We start from the raw sequence: 14,849 nt of genomic DNA, 5'->3' as shown, positions 1-14,849 counted from the left end.
CGAGGTCGGACCGCCTTGACCACAGTCCCGGGTGTCAGGTCTTCGGCAATCCCGGCGGATTCGTTTCGGAACGCTTGATGCCTTCCGACGCGAGGTTCCAGCGTGACAGAAGGCGCCCGTAGGTTCCGCTGTCGATCTGCGCGTTCAACGCGGCGGTGATCGCGGGGGCGAGGCCCGAGCCCTTGCGCGTTGCGACCGCGATATAGGCGGTGAGCGGCCAGCCGCCGGGCACGCTGCCGACGCGGCGGGTGCGGCCGTCGCGCGCTTCGTAGGCGGCGGTGGCATTGGGGCCGAACGACACGTCGACGCGCCCGGAAAGCACTGCCAGCCGCGCGATGCCGGCATCGTCGTAATATTGCGGCTCCGCGGGCTTGCGGCCGGCGGCGATGTTCTGGGCGTTCCAGCGATCGAGGATTTGCGACTGGTTGGTGCTCGCGCCGACCGCGACCTTCAGCCCCGCGATGTCGGCCGATTTCTTGATGGCGCGGATCGGGCCGTCCGCGCGAGTGTAGATGCCGAGCTGATCGTCGCGATAGGTCGAGAAGTCGAACTTCGCCTTGCGCTCCTCGGTGACGGTCACGTTGGACATGACGGCGTCATACTTGCCCGAGGTGAGGCCGAGCGGCCAGTCCGCCCAGGCGACGGGCGTGATCTTGAGCTTGAGGCCGAGGCTGTCCGCTACGAGCTGCGCGATGTTGGGCTCGACCCCGACCACCCCACCTTTCTCGCCGCGCGCATAGTCGGCGAGTGGCAGCGCGCCGACGACCATCGCGACCGAGAGCGTGCCCGGCGTCGCGAGCGTCAGGTTGCGCGGCAGCAACGCGATGGCACCGGGCACCTTCTGCGCGTGGATCATCGGCAGCGCTTCGGGACCCGCGGGCTCGACCGGCGGCTTGCAGGCGATGAGCGCGGCGACGCCGAGCAGCGTGAGTGTTGACCTTCCGCGCATCACAGCACCTTCGACAGGAATTCGGCGGTTCGCGCCTCGCGCGGGTGGGCGAAGAGCTGCGCCGGGGCGCCGGTCTCGACGATACGGCCCTGATCCATGAAGACGACGGTATCCGCGACCTCGCGCGCGAAGCCCATCTCGTGTGTCACGATGAGCAGGGTCGTGCCCGAGCGCGCGAGCTCGCGGATGACGTCGAGCACTTCGTTCACGAGTTCGGGGTCGAGCGCAGAGGTCGGCTCGTCGAAGAGGAGCACCTTGGGGCGTAGCGCCAGCGCGCGCGCGATCGCGACGCGCTGCTGCTGCCCGCCGGAGAGCTGGCGCGGATAGCTGTCCGCCTTCTCGGGAAGGCCGACACGCGCGAGGAGATCGCGCGCGGTCGCCTCGGCCTGCGCGCGCGCGATGCCGCGGCTCCACACCGGCGCGACGACGAGGTTCTCCAATACGGTCAGGTGCTGGAAGAGGTTGAAGCTCTGGAAGACCATGCCGACCTCGGTGCGGCGGCGCAGGATCTCGGGCTCCTTCAGCTCGTAGAGCGCGTCACCCTCGGCGCGATAGCCGATATGACCGCCGTCGATCGTGATCTCGCCGTCGTCGACCCGCTCGAGATGGTTGATCGTGCGCAGCAGCGTCGATTTGCCCGATCCCGACTTGCCGATGATGACGGTGACGCTGCCCGACGGCGCACGAAGCGTCACATCGTCGAGGACCCGCAGATCGCCGAACGATTTCGAGACATGCTCGATCGCGACGGTGCCGCCGCGCGCAAAAGGCAGCGGCGCGCGGGCGACGCCGGTCGGCGCGCTCTCACGCGATCGGGTGACGGAACGCGCGTCGCGGGTCGCGCCGCGCGCGAAGCGCCGCTCGATCCGTCGCTGCGCCGCGGACAGGACGGTGAGGATGATGAGATACCAGACCGTCGCCACCATCAGCAGCGGAATGACGTCCAGGTTGCGGCGATAGATGACCTGGACGGTATAGAATAGCTCGGGCAGCGCGAGGACGTAGACGACCGAGGTGCCCTTCGCGAGATTGATGATCTCGTTGAACCCGGCGGGCAGAATGCTGCGCATCGCCTGCGGCAGGACGATGCCGAACGCCTGGCGGTGCCGTGGCAGTCCCAGCGCCGCCGCGGCCTCGCGCTGCCCGTGGTCGACCGACAGGATGCCGCCACGGATGATCTCGGACGAGAAGGCCGCCTGGTTGAGCGTTAGCCCGATCACCGCGGCCGCGAACGGGCTGATGAGCGCGGTCGTCGACCATTGCGCGAAGGTGATCCCCGTCAGCGGCACCCCGAGCGAGATCGTCGCGTAGAGATAGCCGAGATTGTTCAGGAGCAGCAGCAGGACGATGAGCGGGATCGAGCGGAACAGCCAGACGTAGCTCCACGCCACACCGCCGAGCAGGCGCGATCCCGAGACGCGCGCGAGTGCCAGCGCCATGCCGAGAAGCGACCCGAACAACGTGCCCATAACGGTCAGCAGCAGGGTGCGGCCAAGGCCCACGATCACCGGCTCGGCCAGGAACCATTGCGCGAACACGGGCCAGCCCCAGCGCGGGTTGCCGAGGACGGACGCTGCAACGCTGGCGATGATGACGAGCCCCGCCGCCGACGCTGCGGTGCGCAGCGGATAGCGCGCGGGAACGATGCGGCGCGCGGCGCGCGGCGCGGGCGCGCGCGCCGCGTCGGCCACTTTTACGTCGGCGTAGGCGGTACTCACGCGCGCCGCTCCGCCGCGAGCGGCGCGCCGATATATTTCTCGAACGGCAAGGTGAAGCGTGCCGCGAGATCGGCGGCGGGATCGTACAGGCCGGTATAGCCCGACCGATGGTAGAGCGCCGCGGCTTCGGGCTGGCGGAAGCCGGTGGTGAGATAGATGCGCGTGTAACCCAGCGCTCGGGCGCGGTCCTCCAGCGCGGTCAGCACGCGTCGCGCGAGGCCCTGCCGGCGGTGCGTGTCCGCGGTCCACATGCGCTTCACCTCCGCGGTGCCTTCGTCCGCGTGGCGCATGAAGCCGCCGCCGGCGATCGGCACGCCACCGCGCAGGATCAGGATGAAGCTACCGTGCGGCGACTCGAACGCCTCGGCGGCGTAGCGGTGGTACACCTCCTGCGCGGCGGCATCGACGGGGCGACCCTCCAGGTCGTGGTAGCGCCGGCTGTATTCGCCCACCAGTGCGTCCAGCAGCGGACGCGCTCGCGGATCGCGCGGGGAGGAGGTGACGATCTCGTCGTCGTCATGCTCCACGATGCTGATAGGCGCGAGCGCCATGCGATGCTCTCCTTGGCGTGAGGTCAGGTGAGGAAAGTTTCGGCAAGTCGCGCCCACAGGGCGGCACCGGGCGCGATCACGTCGTCGTTGAAGCGGTAGCGCGGGCTGTGCAGCGGCTCGCCCGGTCCCGTTCCCAGAAACAGGAACGCGCCGGGGCGCGCCTCCAGCATGAAGGCGAAGTCCTCGCTCGCGGTGCGTGGCGCAATGTCGGGGATCAACGCGTCCTCGCCCAACAGGTCGCGGGCGACGCCGCGCGCGATCTCGGCCTCGCGCGGGTGATTGACCACGCTGGGGAAGCCGCGGCGCAGCTCGACCTCCGCGGTCGCGCCGAAGCTCGCCGCGACGCCGCGCGCGATCTCCGGGATGCGCCGCTGCAACGCCTCGCGCACCTCGGCGCGGAACGAGCGTGCGGTGAGCGTCAGATCGACATGATCGGGGATGACGTTCGCCGCATCGCCGCCATGGATCGACCCGACGGTGACGACCGCGGCATCGAGAGGGGCGACGTTGCGCGCGACGATCGATTGCAGCGCGGTGATAACGTGCGCCGCGGCGACCACGGGATCGACCGTTTCGTGCGGCGCGGCGCCGTGGCCGCCCTTGCCGACCACCCGGATGCCGATCCAGTCCACCGACGCCATGGCCGGGCCGTCGAGGATGCCGAACCGTCCCACGGGCAGGCCCGGCCAGTTATGCAGCCCGTACACCGCATCGCAGGGGAAGCGGTCGAATAGACCGTCCGCGATCATCGCGCGCGCGCCCTGGCCGATCTCCTCTGCCGGCTGGAAGAAGAGGTGGAGCGTGCCCGAGAGATCGCCCGCCTCGGCGAGATAGCGCGCCGCGGCAAGGAGGATCGTCGTGTGCCCGTCGTGACCGCATGCGTGCATGACGCCGGCTGTCTCGCTAGCGAACGGCAGGCCGCTCGCCTCCGCGATCGGCAGCGCATCCATGTCGGCGCGCAGCCCCAGCGATTTCGTGCCGGTGCCGCGACGGAGGGTGCCCACGACCCCGTTGCCGCCGACGCCAGTGGTCACGCGATAGCCCCATTCCTCCAGCAACTCCGCCACGCGCGCCGCGGTGCGGTGCTCGTTCCACGACAGCTCGGGGTGGCGGTGGAAATCATGCCGCAGCGCGATCGCATCGTCGAGGAACGCCTCGATGCCGGCGAGCGCGGGCGCGACATTGGCCCGGACGGGCGTGGCGAGCGTCATGCCGAGCGGCGTTCCGGTGCGCTCGCGGGCGCCGCGCCGGCGGCGTAGCGGCTTTCCTTGAACGGCAGCCCGAGGTGATCGCGCAGCGTCGCGCCGTGGAGCACGCGGTCGTAGCGGCCGCGCCGCTCCAGTTCCGGGACGATGTAGGTGACGAAGTCGTCGAGCCCCTGCGCTGCCACCGGGAAGCCGAGGATGAACCCGTCCGCCGCGCCGCCGTCGATCCAGCGGACCAGTTCGTCCGCCACTTTCTCGGGGTTGCCGAGGAAGTGCGGCTTGGGCGTGGCCGCCTTCAGCGCGACCTGGCGAAGGGTGAGGCCGTGCTCGCGAGCGTCCGCCTTGATCCGATCTGTGGTGGAGCGGAAACTGTTCGCACCGATGTCACCAAGCTCGGGAAAGGGCGCATCGACGTCATACTGCCCGAAATCGTGATGATCGAAGAAGCGACCAAGGAAGTCGAGCGCATCTTCGATCGTCAGTAGGTTCCTGATCTCCTCGAACTTCGCCTCCGCCTCGGCATCGGTCGCGCCGGTGACGATGCCGATGCCGGGAAAGATCTTCACATGGTCCGCCGCGCGGCCGTGCACCACCGCGCTGTTGCGCACCTGCGCGCGGAAGCGAACCGCCTCATCGAAGGTCGCGGGGCCGGTGAACACCGCATCCGCGAACTTGCCCGCGAGGCCTATCCCCGGGTCGGACGAACCCGCCTGGAAGACCACCGGCTGTCCCTGCGGCGAACGGCCGATGTTGATCGGTCCTTCGACCTGGAAGAAACGCCCCTTGTGGTCGAGCCGGCGGAAGCGTGACTTGTCGACATAGGTGCCGGTCGTGCGATCGCGCGGGAACGCGTCCTCGTCCCACGAATCCCACAATCCCTGCGTGACGGTAAGATACTCGTCCGCGATCTCGTAGCGGAGCGCATGATCGGGGTGCGAGCGCCCGTAGTTGCGCCCCGAACCCTCGAGCGGCGAGGTGACGACGTTCCAGCCCGCACGCCCGCCGCTGATGAGATCGAGCGAGGCGAACTGGCGCGCGACGGTGAAGGGGTCGCTGTACGAGGTGGACAAGGTGCCTGCGAGGCCGATCTTGCTCGTCGCGGTCGCCAGCGCGGAAAGGATCGTGATCGGCTCGAACCGGTTGAGGAAATGGGGGATCGACTTCTCGTTGATGTAGAGCCCGTCGGCGACGAAGGCGAAGGCGATGCCCGCCGCCTCCGCCTTCAGGGTTTGGCTGGTCAGGAACGGCAGGTTGACGCTCGCATCGGCCGGGTTGCTGGGGTGTTTCCAGGCATGCATGTGGCCGCCTGGGCCATGGAGCAACAGGCCGAACGGGATCGATTGACTGCTCATCGCCTACCTCGCTTTCAGATCGTTTCGGGTCACGCCGCGGCGCGGGCGACGCCGCCCACGTGCGGAAGGATGGCGCGCGCCAGTTCCTCGAGCGAGGCACGGCGCGCGTCGTGCGCGGCGACGGGGGCGTCCATGACGAACTCCTCCACGCCGAGCCGACCGTGGATCTCGTCCAGCGCGGCGCGCACCTGCGCCCCCGTGCCCGAGATGACATTGGGGACGATCTCCTCGACCGAATAGTCGGCCACGCCGGACTGGCGCGCGAACTCCGCCGCGGCCTCGGGCGTGCCGACGTTGACCTTCTGCCCGGTCGCGAGCCGCACACGGTAAAGCCTCAGGGGGCCGACCAGCCGCTGCGCCTCCGCCTCGCTCGGCGCGGCGAAGGCGACGAGCGCGAGGAGCGGCGTGCGCCCGGTCGCCTCGCGATAGACGCGGAAGGCGTGCGCCATGCGATCGGGGTCGCCGTCGAAATGGCCGGCATAGCAGAAGCCCCAGTCGAGCTCGGCGGCGAGCGCCGCGCTCTCCGCGCTGGCGCCCAGCAGGATGGGTGCGGGCGGCACGGCGGGGGCAGGGCCGGCAAGCGCGCCGGCCAGCGGATGCTCGTCGCCAAGCCGTCCGAATACGAAGGCGTCGAGCTCGCGGAGCTTGTCCGCAAAGTCGGGCTGCGCGTCGGCAAGGCCGCTGCGCAGCGCGCGGGTCGCGCGCGGTAGGCCGCCGGGGGCCTTGCCGATGCCGAGGTCGACCCGCCCCGGCGCCAGCGCGGCGAGGAGGTTGAACGTCTCCGCCACCTTGAAGGGCGCGTAATGCTGCAGCATCACCCCGCCCGAGCCGACCCGGATGCGCTGGGTGCTGGCGAGGACATAGGCCGCGAGCGCCTCTGGCGCCGTGCTGCCGAGCGCGGGCATGCCGTGATGCTCGGCGAACCAATAGCGATGGAAGCCGAGCCGATCAGCCAGCTGCGCCGACGCGACCGTCTCCGCCAGCGATTGCTGCGGCGTTGTTCCCTCGGGCACGAGCGCCTTGTCGAGGATGCTGAGACGGTAAGGCATGGCGGCGTCGGCTCCCGCTTCTGGTCGATGGAGCCGAGGCTAAACTCCTACTTACTTGGTAGGGAATCAACTTTGCCGTTCCGGCGGGAAAGATTTTCTGTCTCGCCCGGAGCCGCTTCCCGATCGCAGCCTTATGACGACGGCGCAACAAAGCGTCGCATCGATAAACAACATGGAGATCATCTGCGGAGACTGTGTCAGTGCGGTCGGTGTAATCACGCCTCTTCGACTTATTATAGCGCGTCATGTTTCAAGACGGGTGAGAGAGTTGAGGCGTTCGACTGTTTCAGACGCTTCTGAATTGTCGATTAGACTTGGCGCCGTGTCGGCTGACACGAATATAGCGCTCGGCACTTCTGTCTCCGCGCTTCTCCGATCAACAGGGGTGACGCGATGAAGCATGCTTCCTTTTTCCTGTCAGGGGCCGGAATGTTGACGCTCGTGGCCGGGGCCGCGGCTGCCGATCCGGCACCGGCCGCACCGGCCGCGGAGGATGCCGCAGCATCCGATCCGAGCGGCGACATCGTCGTCACGGGCACGCGCCGAGCCGGCGTCCGTGCGGCAGACAGCGCCGCCCCGATCCAAGTGCTCGATGCCGAAGCGCTGACGCATGTCGGCCAGCCGAACCTCAATCAGGTGCTGAGCCAGTTGACGCCCTCGTTCACAGCGCAGCCGTTCGGCGGCGACGCTTCCAACCTCACGCTCACCGCGCGGTTGCGCGGGCTCAGCCCCAATCACGTCCTCATCCTCATCAACGGCAAGCGCCGCCACGGCACCGCCAACGTCCATGTCACGACGGGACCGTTCCAGGGCGGCGCCGCGCCCGACCTCGACCTGATCCCGCCCGAGGCGATCGAGCGGATCGAGGTGCTTCAGGACGGCGCGGCCGCGCAATATGGCTCGGACGCGATCGCCGGCGTCATCAACATCATCCTGAAGTCGGATCGCAGCGGCGGCAGCGCGTCGGCGACCGTGGGACAATATTACAAGGGCGACGGCGACACCGCCGCGGGAAGCGTGCGGCTGGCGCTCCCGATCGGAGACAGCGGCTTCCTCGATGTCACCGGCTTCCATCGCTTCCACGATTTCAGCCAGCGCGGCGGCGCGGAACGGCGCGTCGCCGCCCCCGACGGATCGATCCTCACCGGCGTGCCCGCCGCCTGGGCGAACATCCCCGGCTTTCCCTATCTCAATCCGATCATCGGCGATGCCCGCTCGTCGCTCACCGCCGGCACGTACAACGCCGGCTACGATTTCGGCGGTATCCAGGCGTACAGTTTCGGAAGCTACGGGCGCCGCGTCGCGCGCGCCAACGAGCAATACCGCCTGCCCAATCGCGTCAGCCGGACCGTGAACGGCGTCACCACCTTTCCCTTTCCGAACGGCTTCGTGCCGCAACTCGGGCTGGAGGAGGACGATTACGCCTTCACCGGCGGCGTGCGCGGCACGGCCGGGGGATGGTCGTGGGATCTCTCCTCGACCTACGGCCGGGACACCGCGCGGATCAGCACGCTGAACTCCGCCAACGCATCGCTCTACGCGGACACGGGCTTCACCCCGCGCGATTTCTATGACGGCACCTTTGTCGCGACGCAATTCACCGCGAACCTCGACGTGAAGCGCGACCTGTCGCTCGGCCTCGCCGCGCCCGCGACGCTGGCACTCGGCGCGGAATATCGTCGCGATACCTATGCGATCCGCGCGGGCGACGCCGCCTCGGTCTACAAGGAGGGCGGGCAATCCTATCCGGGCTTCCAGGCGAGCGACGCCGGCGAGCATCGCCGTAACGCGTGGAGCATCTACGGCGACATTGCGGTACAGCCCACCAGTGCCTGGACGGTGGATGTCGCGGGCCGCTTCGAGCATTACAGCGACACCGGTGATACCGGCATCGGCAAGCTTACCACGCGCTACGATGTCTCGCCCGCGTTTGCGGTGCGCGGCACCGTCAGTACCGGCTTTCGAGCGCCGACGCTCGCCGAATCCTTTTACTCCGCGACGAACGTCTCGCCGACCACCGCGATCATCCAGTTGCCCGCGAACTCCGCCGCCGCGGCGCTCGTCGGCTATGCGCCGCTCAAACCCGAGAAGTCGACCAACTATTCCGCCGGCATCGTGCTGCGCCCGATCGATCGACTGACGATCACGCTCGATGCCTATCAGATCACGGTGCGCAACCGCATCACCGGCACCGGGCTGCAACTCGGCAAGAGCGGAACGACGGTCGTCAGCCAGCGCGTGCTCGATGCGATCGCCGCGCACGGCAACGTCGTCGATCCGACCGCGAGCTTCGTCGGAGTCAGCGCGTTCGCCAACGGCACCGACACGCGCACCCGCGGCGTGGAATTCGCCGCGACCTACCCGACCGAGTTATCGTTCGCGCACGTCGACTGGTCGCTCAGTGCCAATTACAACAAGACCGACGTGACGCGGAACCGCTTGGGCGCGCTCCTCAACCCCATCGCGATCAGCAATCTCGAAACCGCCTCGCCGCGCGTGAAGGTGATCGCGGGTCTGAGCGCGAAGCGCGGCGCCGTCTCGGTCACCCTGCGCGAGACGGTCTATGGTGCGACGCGCGCGCTCGTCTCGCCGTCGGGTGCGGCCCCCTTCTACGAGGCGAGGATGGCGGCGGCGGCGATCACCGATCTGGAACTCACGCTCGCGACCAAGCTCGGCGCCGACCTCAGCATCGGCGCGAACAACCTCTTCGACAAGCGTCCCGAGACGTTCGGCATCGTCCCCGGCTCCACGACGACGCCAACCGGGGGCCCGGTCACGATCGCTGGCGCGCAGGTCTACGACGCGCCGTTCACCTTCTCGCCCTACGGCATCAACGGCGGCTATTACTACGCGCGCGTGGCGATCCGCTTCTGATGCGATCGCGCGCTCAGAGCGCCGCGTTCACCCATTCCGCATGGGTGAGGCGGCGCGCAAGCGCCCCGTTCTGTCGCCTGAGATCGGGCACGGCAACGACCTCCCAGAAGGCGCCGCGCGTCATCGGACCGATGCAATAGAGCCGGTCATTTGCGCAGCCCGAGGCGTCGATCACGCGTGATTGCTGATCGACATGGATACCGATCCGCAGCGGATCTGGCTGAATCGCGCCGGCGGCGAGCAGGCTCGCGATCAGCGGCTCGGGCGATCGCATAAGGTCGCCCTGTGGCCCCGTGCAGTTCACCACGCGCGCCGCCGTCATAGTTTCGATCGCGCTCTCGCTACGCCGTCGCCAAGTAAGCTCGATGCCTTCGGGCACGAGCCGTGACGTGGCAAGTTTGCCCGCCGCGATCCGCAATCTGCCCGCGCCGACCAGGGCACCGATGCGCGTTGCGACGGCCGGTGCCAGCCGGTGGCGGTGCACATCCCAGAACGGACGCAGGTGCCGCAGGAACCGCGCACGCGTGATCTCGTCCGCGCCGCCCCACAGAAGCTGGGTCACCGGGCGCAGCTCGTCCACCGCGCCGCGCCAGCCGATCTCGTCGGCGCGGCGGCGGACATGGCGAACGAGATCGGAGAGGCGATCTGCCGGTTTCTCGCGCAGCCCCACAGCCGGAGGCATCGCGGCATGGACGTGCGGTCGGAGACCGCGGCGCGATACCGCGATGACCGTGCCCGCGAACCCCTCGGCATCCAGCGACAGCGCCACATCGACCGCGGTCAGCCCGCTGCCGATCAGGACGACGGTGTCGATTGCCTTCAGCCCTTCGACGAGGTTGTGCGCCCATGGGTCACCGAAATACCGCTCGCTGCACTCAACCTCGGCGGTGATCCCTGGCGGTGTGTGCGGCGGAAGGTTGCCGGGCGCGAGGACCACTACATCCGCATCGAGCGACGCACCGTCGGCAAGCGTCAGGCGGCACCCCGCGTCCCGGCGACTAAGTGCGACCGCCTCGGCGTGCACGATCCGAAGCTCGGCACCGCTTCCGCGTAGGCTTTCTTCCAGCAGCTCGCGAAGATAGGCGCCATAGAGGCGCCGCGGCGCGAACATGGTGGCATCGCCCAACTCGTTCCGCTCGAGCCAGCGCACAAAGTGGGTGGCGTCGTCGTCGAACGCGCTCATGTTGCCGGCGCGCACGTTCAACAGGTGCTCCGCTCCCGCCGCGGCGTAGGCGACGCCCCGTGCGATCCGCTCGGGCTGGCGCTCGATAAGCGTGACGCGCGTACCGCCATGCCGCAGCAGGTTGATCGCGAGCAGCGTGCCCGCGAACCCTGCCCCGACGATCGCGACATGCTCAGTACGCAGCGGCACGCCGGCTAGGCCACCTTCTCGCGCAGTGTCGTGAACGGAAACGGCGTCGGCGCCTCGGCGACCTTGGGGGCGTGCACCAGGTTGAGATGCGGGAAGAGCAGCTCGGCAACGCGATAGGCCTCCTCCAGATGGGGGTAGCCCGAGCCGATCACGGTATCGATCCCGATCGCGGCATATTCCTCCAGCCGCTCGGCGACCGTCGCGGGATCGCCGACCAAGGCGGTGCCCGCGCCGGTCCGCACGAGGCCGATCCCCGCCCAGAGATTCGGGCTGACCTCCAGCGACGCGCGGCTGCCGCCGTGGAGCGAGCGCATCCGCTGCTGCCCGACCGATTCGCTGTGCTGGAGTGACGCCTGGAAGCGCGCGATGTCTTCGTCGGTGACGTAGCGGATGAGATCGTTGGCGGCGTCCCAGGCCTCGCCCTCGGTCTCGCGTACGATGAAGTGGAGGCGGATGCCGAAGCGGATCGTGCGCCCGCGCGCTGCGGCACGCGCGCGAACGTCATCGATCACCTCCTTCAGCTGGCTCGGCGGCTCGCCCCAGGCGAGGTACACGTCGACATGCTGCGCCGCGATCTCACGCGCGATCTCGGACGATCCGCCGAACCAGATCGGCGCATGCGGCGTCTGGACGAACGGGAACTCGAGCCGCCCCTTCCTGATCGACAGGTAGCGCCCCTCTCGCGTCACCTTCTCGCCGCGCGCGAGCGCACGGAAGATGTCGAGGAACTCGGCAGTCTGCTCGTATCGCTCGCGATGGCCGAGGAACATGCCGTCCTTCTCGAGGATCTCTGTGCTGCCGCCCGTCACCACGTTCAAGAGGACGCGACCGTTGCTGATCCGGTCGAGCGCCACCGCCTGCCGCACCGACTCTGCCGGTAACGTGAGCCCGGGCCGCAACGCCACCAGCAGCCGCAGCCGCTCGGTCACGGGCGCGATGCTGGCGGCGGTGATCCACGCGTCCTGGCAATGCGCGCCCGTCGGCAGTAGCGCGCCCGAGAAACCGAGCTGATCCGCCGCCATCGCGACCTGCCGCAGATACGCCGGCGTCGCCGCCCGCGCGCCGAGCGTCGTCCCGAGATAGCGCTGGTCGCCCGCCGACGGCAGGAACCAGAGGAAATCCAACGGTGCCTTGCCGCTCATCCCGACGTTCCTCTTCCCATCGACCGCGCTGCTCGTGGCGCTTCAGCGATTATCCACGTTCTCGATGGGAGATCAATGCGGAAGCGGCGGCCGCCTATCAGTTCAGTCCGGCCCGCACGCAAAGGTAGCGGCCGTTGAAGCCGAACGGGGAATAATGAGGCAAGCCGACGACGCCGGTCGTGTTGTTCGCGGGGATCGTGCGCTCGGGATACCCAGCATTCCCGTACGAATCTTACAGCGCGCTCACCGACGAAGACTTGAGGGCGATCAAGGCCTAGCTCTTCAGCCTGCCCGCGCTCAGTCCGTCGTCGAACGAGCGTCGTCGCCCGATAGCCCAAAGTGTTGCCATGTCGATCGAGCGCAGCACCCTTTCCATGGTGTGTCGATTTGCGTTTCTGACGATACTCAGCCGTCACAAAGAGGTTGGGGTGAAGGTACGGAGCTGAAGAGTTTCGAAGATCGGTGAGGACAATGACGTCCTCTCCTACGCGTCCGACAGACCGGCCTTTGACGCTCCGCACCGAAACGGCAGCATGTTTACTCCGTCAGAGCGGGTCACCATTCCCGCTCTGAAGGAGAAACGTCCAGTTCACACTGAATTACGCCTGTTCTCGAACCTCAGAACTCGACGTGGCGGGCCGAGAGGTTTGGTCAGCAAGAGGCAATGTTTACGGTTGCAAGGAGTGTCCGTTTACTGACAGGCGAGACACTCGTCATAATCGGTCGTCTCGCCCAGATCGAACTTGGGCTTCTCCAGCGTGTTATCCGCCTCCACGCCGCCCGCGAAACCGGCGCGTTGCACCGATTTGGAGCGCAGATAGTAGAGTGACTTGATCCCCAGCTCCCACGCGCGGAAGTGGAGCATCAGCAGATCCCACTTCTCCACAGCTGCAGGGATGAACAGGTTCAGCGACTGCGCCTGATCGATATAGGCTGAACGATCGCCCGCCAGCTCCAGCAGCCAGCGCTGGTCGATCTCGAACGACGTCTTGAAACAGTCTTTCTCCTCCTGCGTCAGGAAGTCGAGATGCTGGACCGATCCGCCTTGTTCTAGGATCGAGTTCCACACCGCATCGGCATTCTTAGCCTTATCGATCAGCAGCTTTTCGAGATATGGATTCTTGACCACAAACGACCCGGACAGCGTCTTGTGCGTGTAGATGTTCGCCGGAATCGGTTCGATGCAGGCACTGGTGCCGCCGCAGATGATGCTGATCGATGCGGTCGGCGCGATCGCCATTTTACACGAGAAACGTTCCATCACGCCCATGTCGGCGGCATCGGGGCAGGGGCCCCGCTCCACCGCGAGTTGCATCGATGCCTCGTCCACCTGCGCCTTGATATGTTTGAAGATGCGCATGTTCCACGACTTGGCCATCGCGCCCTCGAACGGCAGCCCACGCGCCTGCAGGAAGGAGTGGAAGCCCATGACGCCGAGCCCGACCGAACGTTCGCGCCCGGCGGAATAGGCCGCCCGCTCCATGCCCGGCTCGTGGCGCTCGATGTAATCCTGCAGCACGTTGTCGAGGAAGCGCATCACGTCCTCGATGAAAGTCTTGTCTTCCTTCCACTCGTCCCAGGTTTCGAGGTTGAGCGACGACAGGCAGCAGACCGCCGTGCGATCGTTGCCGAGATGGTCGCGCCCCGTCGGCAGCGTGATCTCGCTACACAGGTTGGAGGTAGAAACCTTCAGGCCCAGATCGCGATGATGCTTGGGCATGTTCTTGTTCACGTGATCGGCGAAGACGATATATGGCTCGCCTGTCGCCAGCCGGGTTTCCACCAGCTTCTGGAACAGCGCGCGCGCATCGACTTTCGCCCGGACGCTATTATCCTTGGGCGATTTCAGCTCCCACTCGTCACCGTCGCGCACTGCCTCCATGAAGGCGTCCGGGATCAGCACGCCGTGGTGGAGGTTCAGCGCCTTGCGGTTGAAATCGCCGGAAGGTTTGCGAATTTCGAGGAACTCCTCGATCTCCGGGTGTGAGATGTCGAGGTAGCAGGCCGCCGAGCCGCGCCGTAGCGAGCCCTGGCTGATGGCCAGCGTCAAACTGTCCATCACGCGGACGAACGGGATGATGCCGCTGGTTTTGCCGTTGAGCCCGACCGGCTCGCCAATCCCGCGCACGTTGCCCCAATAGGTGCCTATCCCACCGCCGCGTGAAGCGAGCCATACATTCTCGTTCCAGGTATCGACGATGCCGTTCAGGCTGTCGGGCACCGAATTGAGATAGCAGGAGATCGGCAGCCCGCGGCCAGTGCCGCCGTTCGACAGCACCGGCGTGGCCGGCATGAACCACAGCTTCGAAATATAGTCATACAGCCGCTGCGCGTGCGCAGCATCGTCGGCATAAGCAGAGGCGACGCGGACGAACAGATCCTGATAGGTTTCACCGGGCAGCAGATAACGATCGGTCAACGTATCCTTGCCGAATTCGGTAAGAAGCGCGTTGCGGCCATGATCGACTTCCAGGGCATAAGGCTGGCGGCGGACGGCACCGTCGCTCGCATCGCCGGTGCCGGTCGTCGCTTCCAGTGTCTCGCTCGCCATGCTCGCCTCGCTCGAGTCTCTGAAATCCATCGCCGCCATTCCCTTATCCGGGGTCCGCTCGCGCCAGCGATCAAGGACCCTATATT

The 14,849-nt window shown here is 67.3% G+C and carries 10 protein-coding genes and 1 pseudogene; 1 reads left to right on the top strand and 10 read right to left on the bottom strand.

The features are described 5' to 3' along the window. Positions 1 to 34: 34 nt before the first annotated feature. From ACM61V_RS14050 to ACM61V_RS14020, 7 genes and pseudogenes are all read right to left on the bottom strand, one after another. Complete coding sequence (locus ACM61V_RS14050; RefSeq protein ID WP_137786290.1) at positions 35 to 949, bottom strand: ABC transporter substrate-binding protein; 915 nt, start codon at positions 947 to 949, stop codon at positions 35 to 37. Next, positions 949 to 1,722, bottom strand: coding sequence for an amino acid ABC transporter ATP-binding protein (locus ACM61V_RS14045; RefSeq protein WP_349290319.1), 774 nt, complete (start codon positions 1,720 to 1,722; stop codon positions 949 to 951). The genes ACM61V_RS14050 and ACM61V_RS14045 overlap by 1 nt, the downstream gene beginning before the upstream one ends. Before the next feature lie 87 nt (positions 1,723 to 1,809). Further along, a pseudogene (locus ACM61V_RS14040) lies at positions 1,810 to 2,451 on the bottom strand (amino acid ABC transporter permease); the annotation flags it as partial. A gap of 212 nt (positions 2,452 to 2,663) precedes the next feature. Continuing rightward, positions 2,664 to 3,218 carry a GNAT family N-acetyltransferase gene (locus tag ACM61V_RS14035; RefSeq protein ID WP_137786288.1) on the bottom strand — a complete coding sequence of 185 codons (555 nt, stop codon included), beginning with the start codon at positions 3,216 to 3,218 and terminating at the stop codon, positions 2,664 to 2,666. 23 nt (positions 3,219 to 3,241) lie between these two features. Next, the gene (locus ACM61V_RS14030) at positions 3,242 to 4,429 is read right to left on the bottom strand and encodes a M20 aminoacylase family protein (RefSeq protein ID WP_137786287.1); all 1,188 of its coding nucleotides are present in this window, start codon (positions 4,427 to 4,429) and stop codon (positions 3,242 to 3,244) included. Next, the gene (locus ACM61V_RS14025; RefSeq protein ID WP_137786286.1) at positions 4,426 to 5,775 is read right to left on the bottom strand and encodes an LLM class flavin-dependent oxidoreductase; all 1,350 of its coding nucleotides are present in this window, start codon (positions 5,773 to 5,775) and stop codon (positions 4,426 to 4,428) included. Before ACM61V_RS14025 ends, ACM61V_RS14030 begins: the two co-directional genes overlap by 4 nt. A gap of 29 nt (positions 5,776 to 5,804) precedes the next feature. Then, positions 5,805 to 6,824, bottom strand: coding sequence for an MsnO8 family LLM class oxidoreductase (locus tag ACM61V_RS14020; RefSeq protein ID WP_137786285.1), 1,020 nt, complete (start codon positions 6,822 to 6,824; stop codon positions 5,805 to 5,807). Between the two features lie 393 nt (positions 6,825 to 7,217). Between ACM61V_RS14020 and ACM61V_RS14015 the strand changes: the two genes are divergently transcribed. Further along, positions 7,218 to 9,698: a TonB-dependent receptor plug domain-containing protein gene (locus tag ACM61V_RS14015; RefSeq protein ID WP_137786284.1), complete on the top strand. Its 2,481-nt coding sequence runs from the start codon at positions 7,218 to 7,220 to the stop codon at positions 9,696 to 9,698. A 13-nt stretch (positions 9,699 to 9,711) separates the two neighbouring features. On the opposite strand, the gene ACM61V_RS14010 is transcribed toward ACM61V_RS14015, so the two are convergent. The 3 genes from ACM61V_RS14010 to ACM61V_RS14000 all read right to left on the bottom strand — a co-directional run bounded on the left by ACM61V_RS14010 (position 9,712) and on the right by ACM61V_RS14000 (position 14,793). After that, positions 9,712 to 11,070, bottom strand: a complete 1,359-nt coding sequence (locus ACM61V_RS14010) for an FAD/NAD(P)-binding protein (protein WP_137786283.1) — start codon at positions 11,068 to 11,070, stop codon at positions 9,712 to 9,714. Between the two features lie 5 nt (positions 11,071 to 11,075). Continuing rightward, positions 11,076 to 12,212 carry an FMNH2-dependent alkanesulfonate monooxygenase gene (gene ssuD / locus ACM61V_RS14005; protein ID WP_137786282.1) on the bottom strand — a complete coding sequence of 379 codons (1,137 nt, stop codon included), beginning with the start codon at positions 12,210 to 12,212 and terminating at the stop codon, positions 11,076 to 11,078. A gap of 691 nt (positions 12,213 to 12,903) precedes the next feature. After that, positions 12,904 to 14,793, bottom strand: a complete 1,890-nt coding sequence (locus tag ACM61V_RS14000) for a ribonucleoside-diphosphate reductase subunit alpha (protein ID WP_419714080.1) — start codon at positions 14,791 to 14,793, stop codon at positions 12,904 to 12,906. Between the last annotated feature and the right edge of the window lie 56 nt (positions 14,794 to 14,849).

This window comes from Sphingomonas sp. TX0543 (genome assembly GCF_048565505.1).
GTDB lineage: Bacteria > Pseudomonadota > Alphaproteobacteria > Sphingomonadales > Sphingomonadaceae > Sphingomonas.
Note: the sequence above shows the minus strand (reverse complement) of the source record. Positions and strands in the feature narration are given on the sequence as shown.